Consider the following 20,036-nt stretch of genomic DNA (forward strand, 5'->3'; position numbering starts at 1 on the left):
ACCATTAGTTCCAGTGTGAGACGGATTTGGTTCAGTTTTATTCAAATTGATTTGAATAAAACTGAACCAAATTTATCAGATAGACCGGAGTAAAAGCTTAGTATTACGAAAAATAAAACTCCAGCTCGCTGCCTTCTACAGGCTCATCATTATATGTGAATGCTCTATTGATTTTCTGTATTCCGTCATCTCCGGAGAAGCTGTAACCGCGGGCAGTTACTTCCTTCGAAACAGTGTCTATATGAACAGTTATTTTAGCCCGCTGAACATTCCAGCACATATGCTGGGAAAACTTTAGTCTGATCGGCTGGTTGAGCGGTGTATTGCTGATCTTTACAGTATAAGATTCCTTGCTGTTTGCATGGAATCTTATTTTTGCTTTATGAGCACTGTTTACATTCACTTTACCGGATCCTTTTAATTCAAAGCTTGCATTTTCAAGATGATAAATGCTGTCATTGCATTCAACGATTATTTCCGCCTTTACTCTGTCACCCGGATAAAGACGAAGTGATATCTCACCAATCGTTTTGTATGAGAACAAACCGATGATGACCGTAATTACGATAATGTTAGCACATATTAATTTTTTCATAGTAACCTCTCCTTTAAATATGCTGTGGTCGTTACTGATTTTTCCTTTGATCATATAATACCGCGTTGATGTATCTCTTGTGTCTCCTTTTATTTACAAAGGATTTATTGCTTTCTGCACCCTTGACAAAACAATATGTCGAGTCTATAATTAACTTTAAAGTTAATTACTTCAGAGTTAATTATTTGTGGCAATTAATTCTATTGTAACTTTCAGAAATGAAAATTGATGATTTTCGGAGGCAGGAAAATGATATACACAGTAACATTCAACCCGGCGATCGATTACGTCGTTAAGACGGATAAGATGAAGTCCGGTGAAGTGAACAGAGCGAATGAGGAAAAAATGTATTTCGGGGGCAAGGGGATAAATGTTTCGCTTGTTCTCCGTGAGCTGGGGATAAAGTCGAGGGCGTTCGGTTTTATCGCCGGATTTACCGGAGAGGCAATCGAAAACGGACTTGCATCACAGGGAATCGAGACTGGTTTCGTTCGTCTGAAAAACGGTTTTTCACGTATCAACGTCAAAATAAAGTCGGACGAGGAAACTGAACTCAACGGCCGCGGACCGGATATTCCGGATGACGCGGTGAAGGAGCTTTTTGAGAAACTTGAAATGATAAAGGACGGCGACACACTCGTGCTTGCAGGCAGCATCCCGCCGTCAATCCCTTCTGATATCTACGAAAAGATCCTTGCACATCTTGAAGGCAGAAAAATAAGAACCGTGGTCGATGCCACAAAGGATCTGCTTCTGAACGTCTTAAAATACCGTCCGTTCCTTGTAAAACCAAATAATCACGAACTCGGTGAGATGTTCGGAGTAAAGCTTGAAACCGTTGAACAGATAGCGGAATATGCAGAAAAACTCCGTGATATGGGAGCCCGTAACGTCCTTGTTTCCATGGCAGGCGACGGAGCTATTCTCCTTGATGAAAACGGAAAGATCCACACCTGCGGAGTATGTAAGGGAACAGTTAAAAACTCAGTCGGAGCTGGTGACTCAATGGTAGCCGGATTTATCGCCGGAGCGGAAAAAGGTGATTATGAGTATGCGCTGAAACTCGGTACAGCCTGCGGAGGAGCAACAGCATTTTCAGACGGCCTTGCGAAGAAAGAAGATATCTTCAGACTGCTTGAAGAACTTAAGTAACTGCGCTTATCAGCGTTTTTCTATAAAATTATGCTACTAACATGATTATTTTGATATAAATCCGCAGGCAAGCGGGTTATAATAGAATTAACGATAACGACAGAGTATTCATAAACCGTTTAAGTTTCCTGATGAACATCCCCCAGCGGTCCGGGATAACGGCGGTTTAATTACGGGAGGAATACAAATGAAAAGAAACAGAATACTTGCTTTTGCACTGTGCAGCGCACTTATGACCGGTCTTGTTTCAGGATGCGGCAGCACAGGTGAGGTAAAAGACCAGCAGGGTTCGGAAAGTAACGGAACTTCACAGAACAGCACTGCTGAAAGTACGGAAATACCTGAAATCGAAGGATATTCACTTCTCTGGAACGATGAATTCAACGGTGACAAGCTTGATACGACATGCTGGCAGTACGATCCGCATGAACCGGGCTGGACTAATTCAGAGCTTCAGGAGTATACAACATCTGAAGAAAACGTATTTACAAAAGACGGTCTTCTTCATCTTAAGGCAATAAAGACAAAGGATGAGAAGGGAAAAGACTACTATACATCCGGTAAGATCAAGGGCCAGAACCTTAAGGATTTCATGTACGGCAAGGTAGTAGTAAGAGCTAAAGTACCGGAAGGACAGGGCTTATGGCCTGCTATCTGGATGATGCCGACAGACGAGGAACACTACGGCCAGTGGCCTAAGTGCGGCGAGATCGACATTATGGAAACTCTCGGACATGAACCTGAAAAGGCTTACGGCACACTTCATTACGGTGAACCGCACGGTGAACAGCAGGGAACATACGTACTCGAAAACGGAGAGACATTTGCATCTGACTTCCACGAGTTCTCGGTTGAATGGGAACCGGGCGAATTCCGCTGGTATATTGACGGCAATCTCTATCACACTGTAAACGACTGGTTCACGGCTGTTGACGGTGAAGATGACAAGCCGTATCCGGCACCGTTCGACCAGACATTCTTCGTACAGCTCAATCTTGCTGTAGGCGGTACATGGCCGGGCAACCCTGATGCAACAACAAACTTTGACAATGCTGAATTCCTGGTTGATTACGTTCGTGTATATCAGAAACCTGAATACGATACAAACGTTACAAAGCCTCTTCCTGAATACAGAATGCCTCTTGAAGACGGCAACTATATCTACAACGGTGATTTCTCCGAGGAAGAATCACTTGATGACGAAGAAAACTGGAGATTCCTCCTTTTCAACGACGGCGTTGGTACAGCTGAAATAAAAGACGGCGAGCTCCGCGTATATCCTGAAAAGAAGGGCACTGAAGAATATTCAGTACAGATCGTTCAGGCCGGACTTCCGATGTACAAGGGTTCAAAGTACAAGCTTACCTTTGAAGCACGTTCAGATGAAAAACGTGTTATGAAGGTTTGTATCTCAGCACCGACAAGCGGCTGGGTACGTTATCTGGATGATACTCCTGTACATACAACAGATGAATGGCAGACTTTCGAGTTTGACATAGAAATGCTGAGAAAGACCGATCCTAACGGTCGTCTCGAATTCAACATGGGCAGATTCAGTCCTGTAAAGAACGTTCAGATAAGAAACGTTCGCCTTGAAATGACAGAAGCATCTGACGAAGCCAAGGAGATCATGGCAAAAATGAAAGGCGAGGACACAGCCTCAGACGAAGCTGCAGTAACTGAGACAGCTGAAGCAGAAGTTACAGAAGCACAGGCTGAAGACGCTGCAGATACAACAGAAGCTCAGACTGAAGAAGTTACAGAAGCTGCCGAAACAGAAGCAGCAGAATAAATACCGCTTCATAATCAATTTGATTTTACCCAATAATCATACAATTCACTAATCACAAAGCAGACGGGAGTACCTGAATAAGGACTCCCGTTTGCTTTATTATGCATAAAAATGTGATTGCCGCCCACAGGGCGGCAATAATCATATATCCGCTGCATCGCAGCGGATACCTTATGTACATCGAGTTTGTTTATGTAGTGCGGTACACCTGACAAATCAAGAGCTTTGCAGAAAAATCAGATCCGAAAAAAGATTGACTCACATTAAATATTGTGCTATAATTTGTTTAAATCAGTCTTTGTGATTAAATTTGTACAATTTCGCACAAAATTACAAAACTGATTAAAATTATAATCAAAGGGGAAAGAAAAATGAATCTCAGAGGAAAAACTTTTTCACGTGTGATCGCATGCACACTTGTTGCCGGACTGGCAGCTCCGTATGTACTTCCTGCAGATGCTCAGGCAGATAACGCTAAGGTATATGCAGAAGACGCGGTTGTAGGAACTATACTTTCGGCAGCTGATACATTTTTGGGCAAACCGGAAGACATGAAGTACTGCACTGTTTACAATGACGGCAGCAAGTCTTTTAATATGAACGGAAGAACATTTAAACAGGGTGTTGTACTTAATGAGGGATCATACAGCGCAAACACCGCAATTGTATATGATGTAAAAGATGTAAAGAAATTAACAATGACATTCGGACATGTTGATAGCTCCGGAGATGCTTCCACTGAGATATCGATTTTCGTTGACGATGAGCTTACTGACAAGTTCACTCTTACCCAGAATGCACCGCTCAAGGACGTTGAGATCGATACATCAGCAGGATCAAAGCTCAGGATCGAAAGAACAGGAGCATCTTCCAAGTATGCATTTGCTGATGTAACTGTTGACGGCGTAAAGTCTCAGCAGCCGGTATCTGTTCCGAAGTACACTTCAGCTGCTACATTTATGGCATCGGCTTATGATAATACAAGATCAACTGTTTATGACGGCACAAATACAGAAAAGTATTTTAATCTTAACGGCAGACAGTATTATCAGGGCGTTATTATCGGAAATAATTCCTATTCCGAAGGCTCAGGAATCTCATTCAATGTTGAAAATGTAAACACTCTCAGTTTCTCACTTTGTCATCTTGACAATACCACTCAGGAGGACGATGAAATACAGGTGTTCTTCGATGATGAACTTCAGGAAAGATACCCTGTAAAGTGCGGAGAACTTATTCAGAACATCAATCTTGACGTCAAAGATGTAAAAACTGTTCGTTTCTACAAGAAAAGTTCAGTGACTAAATATGCTGTTGCAAATCTGACAATAGACGGTCTTGCTCCGGAAAAGAATTATTCCGTTCCTGCATATAAAAATACTGCAACATTCCTAAGTACAGTTTTCGACAGCTACAGATCATCTGTATATGACGGTTCAAGTGCAGCAAAATCCTTTAATCTGAACGGCAGATCATACTGCCAGGGTATTATTCTTGGTGACGGCAGTTACGCAGAAGGATCATCTGTTTCGCTGAATGTTGAAAATCTTAAGTCAATCGAATTCACAGTAGGTCATCTTGATAACAGTGTATACAACGACGGTGAAATACAGGTGTTCATCGATAATGAACTTGTTGAAAAAATAGTTCAGCCTTTCAACGCACCGCTTTCCGAATATAAATTCGATGTGTCAAAGGCATCTGTTCTCAGAATTTACAAGCCGGAAGAACAGACACGTTATGCGATAGCCAACATTAAGGCGGATGAACTGACAACAAAGAATACCCTTACCATTCCTGAATATAAAAATTCAGCAGCTCTTATGACAAGTTCATATGATGCATACAGAACAACAGCATATGACGGACTCAGTGCTGCAACAACTTTCAGCATGTCCGGACGCAAATACCGTCAGGGATTTGTTTTAGGCGACGGTTCTTATGCTGAAGGCTCAGCGTTCTCACTCAACGTTGAAAATCTTAAGACACTTACTTTTGATCTCGGACACGTTGATAATTCTGAAACAGGCAATTCAACTCTCGAAATCAAACTTGACAATGAAACAGTTGATAAGATCGCAATGGCTTATGATATGCCGATCAAAAGCTATACGCTCGATGTTTCAAAAGCAAAGAATGTAAGATTCGTCAAGAGCGGTTCACAGTCAAAATATGCTATGGGTGATCTCGTTGCAGATGCTCTTACGCCTAAGAATGCAAAGATCATTCCGCAGTACGGCAAGGCTGAAAAGTTTATCGATTCAGATTTTGACAGCTACAGGATCGAAAAATACCTTGGTGATAACAAGTTCAATTATTTCACTATGGGTGGTGCAAACTTCGGACAGGGAATAACTATGGGCGATAATTCCTACGCTGAAGGCGCCAGAGCTGTTTACAACGTTGAAAATGTAAATTCAGTTTCGTTCACTGTAGGTTCGCTGAACAAGAATAACAAGGAAGCCGCACTGGAAGTTTATATTGACAACGTCAAGGCAGGCACAGTTCTCCTTAACAGCACAATGGAAAATACTGAATGCACTTATGATGTTAGCGGTGCTTCAAGATTTATGGTGGTTAAAACCGGTTCGCAGAGCATATACGGCCTCGCAGATTTTAAGATAGCTGAAGGATCAGCAGTACTGCCAACGACAGCTCCAACATCGGTAATTCCTGTACCTACTGTAAATCCGTCGATTGATCCTGTTCCGACAACAGCACCGACATCGACAGCAAAGCCGACAGCAGCACCAACAGCAACGGCAGCACCGACATCGACAGCAAAGCCAACAGCAGCACCAACAGCAACGTCAGCGCCGACATCGACAGCAAAGCCGACAGCAGCACCGACAGCGCCGACAGCGAAGCCGACAGCAGCACCAACAGCAACGGCAGTGCCGACATCGACAGCAAAGCCAACAGCAGCACCGACAGCGACAGCGAAGCCGACAACAGCGCCAACAGCTACTGCCACAGCTATAGCGCCGACATCGACAGCAAAGCCAACGGCAGCACCAACATCGACAGCAAAGCCGACAACAGCACCAACAACAGCACCGACAGTAATACCAACAGTCGGACCAGGCCCAACAACTGCACCTATGCCGCTTCCGGATCTTTCAGGGGACGGAAAGGCATCAACTTCTGATGTCAGAGTTATGATGAAGGCGATCGTAGGAAAAATCCAGTTATCAAATGAACAGAAGAAGAATGCAGATCTTGACGGTGACGGAAAGTTAAGCAGTGTGGATGCAGTGCTTTATCTTAAGAAAGTTGTTGCTGAAACAGCAGCTTCGGAATAATGAAGGGGAACAAATGAAAAACAAATCAAAGCGAATAGTTTCAGCCGTTACGGCATTAAGTCTTGCCGGTGGCATTATAAATACAGGTATTGTCTTTCCGGTAAACAAAGGCGGAGTTGTCTTCGCTGAACCGGACGGCAGTTCCGGTAAAGATATATCGAAGGCCGGAAGAGTGACCAGACATGTCATCAGTACGACGGAACCGGTTTCTCTGACAAACGGTGTGGTAACACTCTTTTATGAATCGGATAAACTGAACGTAAAGAACGTTGAGGTTTGTTCACAGATGAAAGACATGCTGACCAATATCAACACTGATACTCCCGGCAGGATCGTGTTCGGATTTGCGTCTTCTAAACCGTTGGAAATATCCGGAGATATGTTCTATGCAGATTTTGAACACGATGCCGCTCTTAAAGAGATACCTCAGTTTGGTTTCAGGGTCAATGAACTTGAAACGGAAGATGCAGCAGGCAATACGGTTGAAGCCGACAAGGGATCATTGACTGCAAACGGAGTAAGATCTTATTTGTTTTTATCGACGTCATCGAGAACGAGTACAGAAGACTGCTTCAGGGAAACTTCCGACGGTGAGTATATCAGCTTTGCACTGCAGCTTGGTTATGAACCTTTATCAGCTGTAACAAACGGAGAATGCGTAGTAAAGTATGATCCGGAAGTAATGCAGTTTGTATCGCTCAGAGAGAAGGAAGGAATTATTGCCGAAGCTAATGAAACAGAGCCGGGAACAGTCAGACTCACCTTTGCGTCTGATAAGGCTTTAAGTGACGGTGTTCTGACAGATCTTAATTTCAAACCGCTTAAAAATACGGTCTCAGATATTTATCTTATCACGAATGAGCTTACTGCTGTATTATCGGAAAACTACATTCTTGATTCCGCGCCTTATTACAATGACAGATTCCGTTTCGGAATAGACATTCCGGAACTTTCAGACAGACTTAAGAATAACAGAAAATGTACATTCCGTTTATATACTGACAAGAAGATCACAGCGACAAACGGCCTGATAACAGTAAAATATAATACTGATGATCTTGAATGCAGAGATGTCAGACTGGGTAAATCGCTTATGAACACGGTTACCAGTATCAACACCAATGTTCCGGGAAAAATCGTTATAGGATTTGCAGCAAGTGAACCTGTAGATATCGGTGATGTTATTGCAGACATTGATTTTGCTTTTCCGTCCGGACTTTCTGACGGTATGTTAAGTTTTGTCAGCTGTGAAGTAAATGAACTGGAAACTGAGACCCCTGATGGTAAAACAGTCAGTGTCGATCCGAACTCTGTAAAGTCAGAAGTATGCCGTCCTTTTTATGATATGTCTCTTATGCAGGCCGACGCTTCTGAAGATGTTACGGCTGCTATAAAGCTTGATAAGAACTTCGGCGTGACGGATGGCAGCTTTACGATCAGTTTTGATCCGGAAGCAGTTAAGTTTGAAGGAGTATCTCCTGCAGAAGGGCAGAACGGTATCCTTGCTGACGCCAATGAAACAGAACCGGGAAAAGTAAAGTGTGTATTTATATCAGATAAGTCTGTTACATCTGACGGCGGAATTCTGAATTTAAAATTCAAACCGCTGAGATCCGGCTTTACCAGATTTGTATTTGATCCGCTTGAACTGACAAATACGGTTTCTGAAAAAGATATATATGAATATCCGTTAAGAGGCGGCAGGATAGATGAAATATTTAATGTACAGGCAGACGGATCTGCGGCAGTAACAGAACCGGCTGTCACAACAGCCGAAAAACCGGTAACAAGCGCAGCACCGGCAGTGACAACAGTAAATCCTGTAACAACAGCGACGGTGAACCCTGTGACAAGTGCAGCACCAGTAACAAGCGCAGTGCCGGCAGTGACAACAGTAAATCCTGTAACAACAGCGACGGTGAACCCTGTGACAAGTGCAGCACCAGTAACAAGCGCGGTACCGGCAGTGACAACAGTAAATCCTGTAACAACAGCGACGGTGAACCCTGTGACAAGTGCAGCCCCTGTAACAAGTGCGGTACCGACAGTGACAACAGTAAACCCTGTAACAACAGCTGCAGTGAACCCTGTAACGAGTGCAGCACCGGTAACAAGTGCAGCAGCGGCAGTGACAACAGTAAATCCTGTAACAACAGCGACGGTGAACCCTGTAACGAGTGCGGCGCCTGTAACAAGTGCGGTACCGGCAGTGACAACAGTAAACCCTGTAACAACAGCGACGGTGAACCCTGTGACGAGTGCGGCGCCTGTAACAAGTGCGATACCGACAGTGACAACAGTAAATCCTGTAACAAGCGCAGTGCCGGCAGTAACAACGGTGAAACCTGTAACAACAGCAACTGTAAATCCTGTAACAAGTGCAGCGCCGGCAAACACGACAGTGAATCCGGTGACAAGTGCAGTACCGGCAGACACGACAGTAAAACCGGTGACAACAGCAGCAGTGAACTCGGTAACCAGTGTAGCTCCTGCAACAAGTGCGGTACCGGCAGTGACAACGGTAAACCCTGTAACGAGTGCGGCGCCGGCAATAACAGCAGTAACAGTAAATCCAGTAACAGCGCCTGTAACCACTGCTGTTACGACACCTGCACCGTCTGCAAACAGGACTTCCGGAAGTGTACGTATCGGATCTGATGACAAGATTTCAGTAACAAAAGGAAAGATCGAGCTTACATATGATCCTGATAAAATGACCTTTGAAGGCATTGAACTCAGTGACGAGGTGCGCAGCAGGATAAGTGAACTCAGTACTTCTGAACCTGGTAAGATCGTAATAGGCTTTGATTCAAAGGAACCATTCGCTCTTGATAAGATCGCGGATATTAATTTCAGATACGCTGACGGTATCGAAGATCCGGCTTCAGTATGCAAAGTCGAAGTACAGAAACTTGAAACTGCGGATGAAACAGGTGCAGTGAAATCTGTAGATCCTGCATCGATCCATGTTTCGCAGATTTCTCAGAATACACGCGGCGATATTAACGGTGATGATTCAGTTACAGTGGCCGATTTTGTGACTCTTGCTAAAATGATAATCGGCACAGAAAAACCGAATGCAGCATCAGATATGAACGGTGACGGAAAGACCGATTCTGCGGACATTCTGTTGCTGAAAAAGATACTTATGAAGTAAACAAAACAGAACACTTATACATAAACAAAAAGAGTCTCTTTCTGGCAATTTGTACCAGAAAGAGACTTTTCCCATTGAATTTTAGGGAACTTTTTTGAGATTTCAAGCTCAAAAAGTTCCCTATTTTTTAATTGCAGTCATTCGAATCTTTTTTCTTTGCAGTTCAGCTGTACATTTCTTCAGCCGTAATGAGCCTTACACCTTTCTCTGCGGCGGTTTTTATGAGTTCGTCGGTGAATCCGCTGAGCGAATAGATGAAATAGTGATATTTCTTACCTTTGCCGAAAACAGATGCGTACTTTTCCATCAGTTCAAGTTCATCTGTACCAATCTTCATGTTGCGGAATTTACAGGAACCGATTATGTATTCTCCGGGAGCTGTTCCCTGTACCGGTACGCCGACTATATCTATCTGAACCTCTTTTTTTTCTGTTTTGTCGGTGCCCCACCACTGTCCGGCATCGGCAATCTCAAACGGCAGATCTTCTGCGTATCTCATGAGATGGTCACGGCACATTTTTTCAAATACCAGCCCCATATAATCATGGAGTTTTTCTTTGACCGTACGCTCATAACTGTTCGTTATCTTTCCTGAAACTATAGCCGGTATATTCTGCGGGACAAAACGGTACCAGAAACGGAACAGATTATCGCTTATTGAGTATATGGTCTTTTTGCTGTTTTTTTCACCGACCGGGGTTTCTTTCTGAATGATCCCGAGTTCGGTCAGTGTGGTGATGTACTTGGTGCACGGACCGCTGCCAAGACCGGCTTTTGTGGATATTTCATTGAGTTTACTGTGCCCTTCAGCTATCGCATGTATGATGGAATTGTAGACTGCCGGTTCACGAAGTTCCTGCTTAAGCAGGTTTTCCGGTTCCTCGTACAGATATGCTGACCTGTCAAAGAAATTTTCGAGAAGAGCGGCATCAATGCTGTCGTGTACGTCCAGTTTGTTTATGTAATGCGGAACGCCGCCTGTTATTCCGTAAAGAAGAGCTTTGTCTTCAGCCGAAAGATCCGGCCTGAATACGGCGGTTTCCCTGTAATTGAGCGGTTCGATCATAAACTGGGCGGTTCGTCTGCCGTAAAGAGGACTTTCGTATCCGAGTACCTGATTCTGCATGAAACTCATTGATGATCCGCAGAGTATCAGAAAAATGCTGCTTTCCTGCCATTTGTGATCAATTATATGCTGAAGCCGCGATGATATCGACGGACAGGATTTTGCGAGATATGGATATTCATCAATAACAAACACAATATGCTCGCGGCGGCTTATGTCTTCGATGGCGGAAAATGCATCGTCAAACGTTCTGTAGACAGGGGCGTGATCAATTCCGTTATGATTTCCTATAGCAGCCGACAGTGCTTCAAGATTTTCTTCAGCTGTGGCATTTAATGCGGAAAAATATATTGTCGGTTTATCTTTGCAGAATTCATTTATAAGTGCAGTTTTACCTACGCGTCTTCTGCCGTAGATTACTACGCACTCCCAGTGTCCGGAATCGTAGCGTCTGTTAAGTCCGGAAAGTTCATTTTCCCTGCAGTAGAATTTCATTGCGGTCCCTCCTGTAAACATAATCGTAATCTAGTATATCATAATCTAGTATATCACGATCTGCTTTGTTTTGCAAGCCCAAACAGAAGAACATCCCCCGGCGGTAGTCGTTTACCGCCGGGGGATGTCATGGTTTATATGAATTATATTTATGCCTTGAATACTGCTCTTACGAAGTTGTAGATGTGAGCGTGGATACTGTTGTCGCCGTGGTAGCCGCCGTTTACGTAGTGCCAGATGTGCGGAACACCGTTCTTTTCGAAGTTGTTGTGGTAGTTCTTCGGGTTGTCGTAAACAACTGTATCGTTGCTGCCTGCTGTGATGAATACGAGTGACGGAGCTTCTTCTTCACTTGCCCACTTGAATGAACCTGAAACGCCAGGAGCAGGGCAGATAGCGCCGACATAACCGAAGAGGTCAGCACGCTGCATGCCGATGAGGAGAGATTCACGTCCGCCCATTGAGAAGCCTGTGATGGCTGTGTTCTCACGGCCTGTCTTTACGCTGTAAGTCTTTTCGATGTGCGGCATGAGATCCTTGATAAGGTCGTTGATGAAGTTGTCGTATGCCTTGTTGTTTGCATCATCCATTGCTGTACAGTCTTTCTGTGTAGCACTTGAATAGATGTAAGGGAATACAACGATCATGTCCTCAGCTTCACCTGATGCGATAGCGTTGCCGATGATCTGACGCGTGTACATTGTGCCGTTGCCTTTGATGATCATTCTGTCCTGATTCTCCCAGTAACCGTGCATTACATAGAGCACCGGATACTTCTTGTCAGCTGAGTAGCCTGCAGGGAGGAGAATGTTGTAAGGCTTGTCACGGTTACATGTAGTTGAATGGTATGTGCCGCTCTTTACTGTACCGTACTGAACACCTGATTTTTCCTTCTTGGAATCATCCGGTTCCTTTTCAGTGACCTTTATTGTTTTTGTGTATTCGGAAATTGTACGCATTTCAGCCTTCGGAGGTTCCGGAGGAGTGTTGTCCGGGAACGCGGTTATTGTTCCGAGGAGATATTTCTGAAGATTAAGTGCGTCTTCAGCGTTTGTCTCGCTGCTGTTGTCAACGTCGCCGTTTGACTGTGCGTTCTTGTTTGTGAATCCTCCGAGGATACCACCCTTGAGAGCGACAAGGTCAGCAACGGAGATTCTGCCGTCAAAGTCAACGTCGCCCTTCATCTTTGTAGGTGTCTTTACTGTTGACTTTGGTCCGTCTATCTTTGTTCCCTTAGGAGCAGCGATGATCTCGTCAACGAAGAAGTCGCATGTTTCTTCTGTTGTTTCAACGATGAGTGTGAGACCTGAAGCCCCTGCAGGTATCTTGTAGTTCGGGTTATAGAGCTGAACGTATTCGCCCTTGTTTGCGGATGTCTGAGCGATTTTGTCGTACTGTGTCTCGCCGCCTGCATCGTACTGAAGAGTGAGCTTGAACTCTACTGCGTCAGCACCTGTGGTGTTTGTGAAGCATGCGCTGAATGCGTATTCCTCACCGGCCTTGAATATTCTTGAATCAAGGGACTTCTGGCCGCCGTTCCATGCGTCGCTTCGTCCGGATACTGAAAGTGAATTTGAGCCTGCATATTTTGAAGCTGAGCTCTTTTCAACTTTTGCACCGCCTCGTTCTGACCAGCCGTCTGTTCCGCTTTCGAATGTGTCGTGGAACCAGTATCCGTTTGCGTCAAGTTCCGGAGGAGCCGGAGGTGTGTAATCACCACCTGCGTATTCCTGCCAGTCAGATTCCGGTACCAGTTTCATAAGTGCCTCGTATGCCGGCTTCGGTTTGTTCTGTCCGTCGAAAAGGAGCGCGTTCGAACCTGACTTCAGCCATGAGTTCGAATCGTTCGGTCCCCAGATGCAGACCGCCGTTACCTTGCCCTTGTACTGTCCGCTTGTATTGCAGTCAATCGCTGCCTTGAAGACATCGCAGTACTTGTCAGCCTGCTGCTGGTATGAATACTTTCCGTTTTCAACGCTTATATCAAGTTCTGTAACCTGTACGTCGCAGCCGATGGAAAGGAATTTCTTCATTGCAGTTACGTATGCAGATGTGCCTGAGAATCCGTTTCTGTCAGCGTTTATATGGCTCTGCATTCCCACACCGTCAAGAACGCCCTTGTCGTAGAGGCTCTTGCATGTGCTGTAGATGCAGTCGCGCTTGTGATCCCAGTATTCATTATAGTCGTTGTAGTAGAGCTTGCATGATTTCGGTGCATACTGTCTTGCGTATGTGAATGCCTTTTCAATGAAGGCGTTGCTTCCGTAAACCTGTACCCAAGGTGAGTTACCGTTATTGTAGCCCGGTGTTCTTGCACCGCCGTTGTTCTTTGTACGGTTTGAATCATCAGAGATACATTCGTTGCATACGTCGTATGCGTACAGATCAAGGGTCGGATACTGCGTCTGGATAGCGTTGAACATGTTCTTTATGTAGCTTTCCATACGCTTGTCCATGGTGGATGAGTTTACCCATGCACCGTTGTTGTTAAATCCTTCCTTGAAGAACCACTGTGGTGTCTGGCTGTGCCATACAAGAGTATGACCTCTTACGCCGATACCGTTCTTTGCACAGAAGTCGAAAATACTTGCACAGCTGTTGAGTGAGACCTTGATGTTGGTGTCAGTGCTTCCGTTCTGTACAAGAGTTGCGTCAGGTTTTGTCTCGTTTTCGCATTCGATACTGTTGTAGTTGGTGAGGGCGAGTCCCTGAAGAGCGTTGTTTCTGACGTTCATTCCGTTGAAGATGTTACCGACGCGGAAATATTTTCCGAAGGCGAGTTTGAGACCTGCGTCGGCAGCGGAAACGGTGCCGTCAGTGTAACGGTTCCCTCTGACGGTAAAGTCATCAAAACTGAAATCGCATGTGCTGTCGGTCGTGATCTTGACAATAAATTCGCTGGCACCTTCAGGAGTCCTGAAGCTTCCGCCTATTTCTGTCCATTCACCGGATGAAACGGCATGTTCGTCGAGAACTGCTGTTTCCCAGGTGGTTTCATCTGCAAGAAGATAGTCGAGTGTGATCTTAAAGTTTTCGGTATTTCCGCTTTCGTGCCTTACAAAAACTTTATAGTCGTACTTCTGTCCGCCCCAGAGGTAGAGGCCTTTGGCAGAGCTTACACCGTCTTCCGGCGAGAGACGGTTTGAAACGAGCATGCTGCGTGATCCGCCGTGCGGGTTCTGTTCATCGGGTGTGAGTTCGGTCATGTCACTCATGTTGCACCAGCCTTCGTAGCTGATGTCAAAGTCGTTCGAAACAATGACTGCATCAGCAGAGATCTGCTGAACGTCCGAAGACGGGAAAGCGGCGAGCGTACTTCCCGTCAGTGCCACAGCAGCGAGCGTGGCACAGGTTTTTCTGAATGTCTGCATAACAATCCTCCCGTGTTAAAAACAGTTACTGGAAAGCGCCTGTCGGTGGTTCGGTCGGTCATCGGAAAAGGGGCGCATCCCCTTTCCGGAAGTGACAGGTTTTTTCCGGGCATAAAATATAATTTTTAATGAAAATGAATATTTATATATTTCTCTCTGCTTATGTGTGTATTTGCGTTATCTGTATTTCTGCGATTGTAATTATACCACAGAACTATTGTGCAAATCAACTCATTTTTCGAGAAAAAAGTGGAGAAAATGAATCGGAAGTTTACAAAATTGTGCTTATACACAAACGAACATGTCAATTATTGCGGTAATGACCAAAATGAGCGAAATCTGCTTTGACAACCGCGAAATACCGTCAGTCTCAGTGACTCCTTAAAATGAATGATCGATTTGCACAATAAAGTACTGTGCAGAACTGAAATAATATATTCATCCGAAACATAAATAAGATTGACATTTAAGCTTCGGATAGTGTACAATTATATATAGTTATATTCCGCAGAGAGGATGTTTTGAATGGATAAAAAGAAATTCGGTTCCACGCAGAATTTATGCAATAAACTGAAAGACTATTCTGCTGTTGATCCGTCTCTTTATGAAAAATTTAACGTGATGAGAGGCTTAAGAAAGCCTGACGGTTCAGGCGTTACTGCCGGCATCACCAAAATATGCAACGTTCACGGCTACGTAATGAACGAAGGCGAACGTGAACCTACAAAGGGAGAACTGATCTACAGAGGATACGATATCAACGATCTCGTTACCAATGTTGAAAAGGAAGACCGCTACGGATATGAAGAGGTAGCTTACCTTCTTCTTTTCGGCTCACTTCCTACAAAGGAGGAACTTGCCCAGTTCAACGATTATCTTGGCCATACCCGTGAACTTCCGGATAATTTTGCTGAAGACATGATCCTCAAAGCTCCTTCCAGAAACATTATGAATAAAATGTCACGTTCAGTTCTTGCCCTCTATTCCTATGACAGCAACGGTGAGGACATGAGCCTTGAAGGTGAGATGCAGAAGGCTGTAAACCTCATAGCAAAGCTTCCGGTTATCATGAGTTTTGCATACCAGGTGCAGCAGAGACACTACTACAACAAGAGTATGATAATCCATCCGTGCCGTCCTGAAGAAGGAATAGCACAGACAATTCTTTCTCTTTTAAGACGTGACAGGGAATACACACCTGAGGAAGCACATCTTCTTGACGTTGCTCTCATGCTCCACGCAGAACACGGCGGCGGAAACAACTCCACATTTACATGCCGCGTGCTCACTTCATCAGGTACTGACGCATATTCAGCATACGCTGCAGCCATTGGTTCACTAAAGGGACCAAAGCACGGCGGTGCAAACATAAAGGTTGCCCAGATGATGAACGACTTCAAGGCAAACATCACAAACTGGGGAGACGACGCTGAAGTAGCAAGCTACATCAGAAAGACTATAAACAAGGAAACAAACGACGGAAGCGGACTTGTTTACGGTATGGGACACGCAGTCTACACACTTTCCGATCCGCGTGCGGTCATTCTCAAGAGAAAGGCTTTCGAACTTGCTGAAGGTACTGAAGCAGAGAAGGAATTCATGCTTATTGACGCCATCGAACGTCTTACACCGGAAGTATTCCGTGAAGTCAAGGGAAGTGAAAAGCCGATCTGTGCAAACGTTGACCTTTACTCAGGATTTGTATACAACATGCTCGGCATCCCGCAGGATCTCTTCACTCCGCTGTTTGCGGTCGCAAGAATGGCCGGATGGGCAGCACACCGCATGGAGGAACAGCTCACAGGCGGACGAATCATCAGACCGGCGTACAAGGCGGTTGCCAAAAGACGCGAGTATACAAACATAAGCGAAAGATAAGAAATAAAAAAACACTTGTTCGCGTAAAAACGAACAAGTGTTATATTTTTATTATTATGATCACTTAAGACCGCAGCATTTCTTGTATTTCTTTCCGCTTCCGCACGGACACGGAGCATTCGGGGAGATCTTTGAAGAAACGGCCTGATTTTTATTTGTGTTCTTTCTTCCTGCTGTTACGCCGGCAGCAGAAGCAGGCGTATTCAGAAAGCTGTTAAGAGCTGCAAAACCGTCAGGTGAAAGATTGCTCTTTAATATGGCTGTAAGTTCCGGTGAAGCATTCCTCAGGTCGGAATAGATCTCACTGCGGGTGAACTGCTTTAAGTCTCTGGAAATAAGAGCGCCGTTTACGAAGCCTGATATAAGTGACCAGAGATAAGGAAATGACGATGCGAAACGTGAAGTATCAGGAGTTTTGGTCCTGATATTATCGACAACGGTCATCTTTGCATCGAACACCAGATAACGGAGCATGCTGATGTTATCATGCTTCGGATCTGCAAATTTCAGCTTTGCGGTTCTCATGCCGAGCAGTGTGAGAGGATCGACCATGTTTGCATAAAGAATGAGCGAGATCTCAAATTCGGCTGCTGCTTTCTGGAATTCCGTGTCTGAAACAACGGAAGGAACAGCGTCCGCCATTATTTTTATAAGTCTGTCGGTTACAGGAGTTATTGAAATATCGTTCGGCGTTCCGGAAAGATATCTGATTATCGAAGAGAAAAATGCTTTTCCGGCAGCCTTCGGATTGTTTCCGAGATATTCTTTAAGAAAATCCGGTGTGATGTCAGTTTCGATTTTATTGAGTTTACAGTCGCCCAGCATAGAGTAGAGCATGGCGATGCACATTGCAGAATTATCGCCTGCGGGATCGAGTCTGCCAAGCAGGTCCAGAAGAGTGTTTTTAAGTTCTTCGTGTTCACCTGAGTCGAGCATGAATTCTGAGTAGTCCTGTATCAGGGAAGAAGATATCCTGTCAGATGCCAGGCATTTTCTGTACTGTGCTATGGCTTTTTTGCTCCATTTCCTGTCTGCATAGGCAACAGCGAGCATATGCTGTATCTCATCGTCGTTCTCGGAGACCGAAGTATTTTCAAGCAGCTTTATTGCTTTTCCGGGGTTATCATTTTCAAGATATTCCGCAGCAAGCTTCAGGATTTCACTTTTTGATCCCGGTGAGTCTATAGCCATGAGGTGTTTTCCTTTCTAAAATAAAAACAGATCTATAGTAAACGGAAAAACTGTTTTCCGTTTACGGTCAGCCTGTATGCAGATCCGGAAACGGAGTCCGGAGATCTGCAAAGGCGTCATAAAACTTTAAACAAAGGAGTATTATCATGTCAGAAATATTGTATATATCCGACCTTGACGGAACTCTGCTCGATACAAATGCAGAGGTGATGCCGGAAACAGTCCGGCTTATAAATGAAGCCGCTGCAGGCGGTGCAAAGTTCAGCTTTGCCACAGCCCGTACAGCTGTAACCGCAGTGCCGATAACCTCCGGGCTGAATATCAGTGTGCCGGTGGTCCTTATGAACGGGGTCTGCGTTTATGATATACGTAAGAAAGAATACGTTAAAATTGAAAGCATACCGGATGAAGCATTTGCCGAAATGACCGGTGTACTCAGAAACTTTCACCTTTCCGGATTCCTTTTTTCCATTACGGACGGTGAACTGGAGACCTGTTACGAAAACACTGATTCGGAAAACGCACGCAGGTTTTATCAGGAAAGAACTGAAAGGTACGGTAAGCTTTTTATAAAGATCAATGATTTTTCGGAACGTGCCGGTAAAAACAACGTTTATTTTTCAGTTACGGACACCAGAGAAAAACTGGAGCCGGTTTATGAACTGTTAAAGAAAATAAACGGTCTTCATATCAATTTCTACTGTGACGTTTACAATAAGAAATTCTGGTATATGGAAGTCAGTTCCGCAAAAGCTTCGAAGTACAATGCGGTAATGTTCCTGCGCCGGAAATACGGGTTTGACAAAGTTGTAGGGTTCGGCGATAATCTTAACGATCTGCCTTTGTTCCGTGCCTGCGACGAAACCTATGCTGTGGAAAATGCACGCGATGAGGTAAAGTCAGCTGCTACGGGTATCATTCCTTCAAACACCGAAAACGGCGTTGCATTAAAAATCATAGATTTAGTAAAAAGGCCGCATTGAAATAATCGCGGCCGTAACGTTCCCGAGGTGATTCGAACACCCGACCTACCGCTTAGGAGGCGGTCGCTCTATCCTGCTGAGCTACGGAAACACATTTATTTTTTTGACTTATATTTTTAATTATATCATAAGCGCGTCTTAATTACAATAGTTATTTTAAAAATTTTAATGTACAAATAACGTGAAGTATGTTATAATTAAGCCTGTACGAAACCAGAGGAAACGCTGATTTATTCGCTGGTAACCGGAGAGTGTGACGGGTTTCTGCCGATCCGCTTCCGGGGATCCGGATCAGCGTTTCACTAACGGAAAGGATATTCTGAATTGAACGACAACTATTCATTTGAAAAATTATCTGATACTGTATGGGTCTGTGCAAGTGAAGATCACCGTTTCGGTACAGATGCATTTCTTCTTACGGACTTTACTGCCTACAAGCGTAATGATCTCGTCTGTGAGCTTGGTACGGGCTGTGGCATAATCTCACTTATCATGTCGCGCGAAAACGCTCCGTCAAAGATCTATGCAGTTGATATACAGGAAAACGCCATCGAACAGCTGAAACTCGGGATCGAGAAAAGCGGACTTACCAACATTGAACCTGTCTGCGCAGACCTTAAGGTCCTCTGGGATGATGCTCCGCTCGGCAGATGCTCGCTCGTTGTATGCAATCCGCCGTACAAGGCAGCCAACGCCGGAATAGAAAGTGCGCTTACATCGCAGAGAATCGCAAGACACGAGATCCTGTGCAATATTTATGATGTCTGTAAAGCCGCATCAAAGCTTCTGAAATTCGGCGGCAGACTGTGCATGTGCAACCGCCCTGAAAGACTCGGAGACGTTATATCAGCCATGAAGGAAGCAGATATTGAGCCTAAGCTCCTGCGCTTCGTCAGCAATACGCCTGAACAGGCACCGTGGCTTTTCCTTATCGAGGGAAAGAAAGGCGGAAAGCCGTACATGAAGGTAGCTCCGCAGCTGTATATGCAGGGTGAGGACGGCTATTCAGACGAAGTTAAGAAAATATACAGACTGACAGGTGAGGAGAGATAAC

11 protein-coding genes and 1 tRNA gene are annotated in these 20,036 nt (G+C 44.7%); 7 read left to right on the forward strand and 5 right to left on the reverse strand.

From position 1 onward, the window contains the following. Positions 1-103 precede the first annotated feature (103 nt). The gene (locus CC97_RS14635; RefSeq protein WP_156036929.1) at positions 104-595 is read right to left on the reverse strand and encodes a hypothetical protein; all 492 of its coding nucleotides are present in this window, start codon (positions 593-595) and stop codon (positions 104-106) included. 249 nt (positions 596-844) lie between these two features. Here CC97_RS14635 and pfkB point away from each other — a divergent pair, with 249 nt between their 5' ends. The 4 genes from pfkB to CC97_RS20310 all read left to right on the forward strand — a co-directional run bounded on the left by pfkB (position 845) and on the right by CC97_RS20310 (position 9,998). Next, positions 845-1,747, forward strand: coding sequence for a 1-phosphofructokinase (gene pfkB / locus CC97_RS14640; RefSeq protein WP_044975783.1), 903 nt, complete (start codon positions 845-847; stop codon positions 1,745-1,747). Positions 1,748-1,934: 187 nt separating this feature from the next. Further along, positions 1,935-3,539, forward strand: a complete 1,605-nt coding sequence (locus CC97_RS14645) for a family 16 glycosylhydrolase (protein WP_081850139.1) — start codon at positions 1,935-1,937, stop codon at positions 3,537-3,539. A 371-nt stretch (positions 3,540-3,910) separates the two neighbouring features. After that, entirely contained in the window at positions 3,911-6,841 is a 2,931-nt protein-coding gene (locus CC97_RS14650) for a dockerin type I repeat-containing protein (RefSeq protein WP_044975785.1), read from the forward strand. A gap of 13 nt (positions 6,842-6,854) precedes the next feature. Beyond that, a complete protein-coding gene (locus tag CC97_RS20310; protein ID WP_049962938.1) occupies positions 6,855-9,998 on the forward strand; it encodes a dockerin type I domain-containing protein in 3,144 nt (1,047 codons plus the stop codon). A 163-nt stretch (positions 9,999-10,161) separates the two neighbouring features. Here CC97_RS20310 and CC97_RS14660 read toward each other — a convergent pair whose 3' ends face one another. Together CC97_RS14660 and CC97_RS14665 are read right to left on the reverse strand one after the other, a co-directional pair. Then, positions 10,162-11,559 (reverse strand): ATP-binding protein, encoded by a 1,398-nt coding sequence (locus tag CC97_RS14660; RefSeq protein ID WP_044975786.1) that lies wholly within the window; start codon positions 11,557-11,559, stop codon positions 10,162-10,164. A gap of 149 nt (positions 11,560-11,708) precedes the next feature. Beyond that, complete coding sequence (locus tag CC97_RS14665) at positions 11,709-14,930, reverse strand: endo-1,4-beta-xylanase (protein WP_049962939.1); 3,222 nt, start codon at positions 14,928-14,930, stop codon at positions 11,709-11,711. A gap of 525 nt (positions 14,931-15,455) precedes the next feature. On the opposite strand from CC97_RS14665, the gene CC97_RS14670 reads away from it, so the two are divergent. Continuing rightward, positions 15,456-16,808 (forward strand): citrate synthase, encoded by a 1,353-nt coding sequence (locus tag CC97_RS14670; protein ID WP_044975788.1) that lies wholly within the window; start codon positions 15,456-15,458, stop codon positions 16,806-16,808. Positions 16,809-16,868: 60 nt separating this feature from the next. On the opposite strand, the gene CC97_RS21100 is transcribed toward CC97_RS14670, so the two are convergent. Beyond that, positions 16,869-17,999: an SEC-C metal-binding domain-containing protein gene (locus tag CC97_RS21100; protein WP_049962940.1), complete on the reverse strand. Its 1,131-nt coding sequence runs from the start codon at positions 17,997-17,999 to the stop codon at positions 16,869-16,871. Positions 18,000-18,145: 146 nt separating this feature from the next. Here CC97_RS21100 and CC97_RS14680 point away from each other — a divergent pair, with 146 nt between their 5' ends. After that, entirely contained in the window at positions 18,146-18,982 is an 837-nt protein-coding gene (locus CC97_RS14680) for an HAD-IIB family hydrolase (protein WP_049962941.1), read from the forward strand. A gap of 17 nt (positions 18,983-18,999) precedes the next feature. On the opposite strand, the gene CC97_RS14685 is transcribed toward CC97_RS14680, so the two are convergent. Further along, positions 19,000-19,073: transfer RNA gene (locus tag CC97_RS14685), tRNA-Arg, on the reverse strand. A 233-nt stretch (positions 19,074-19,306) separates the two neighbouring features. Between CC97_RS14685 and CC97_RS14690 the strand changes: the two genes are divergently transcribed. Then, entirely contained in the window at positions 19,307-20,035 is a 729-nt protein-coding gene (locus CC97_RS14690) for a methyltransferase (protein WP_044975793.1), read from the forward strand. Position 20,036: the final 1 nt, after the last annotated feature.

Source organism: Ruminococcus sp. HUN007, assembly GCF_000712055.1.
GTDB lineage: Bacteria > Bacillota > Clostridia > Oscillospirales > Ruminococcaceae > HUN007.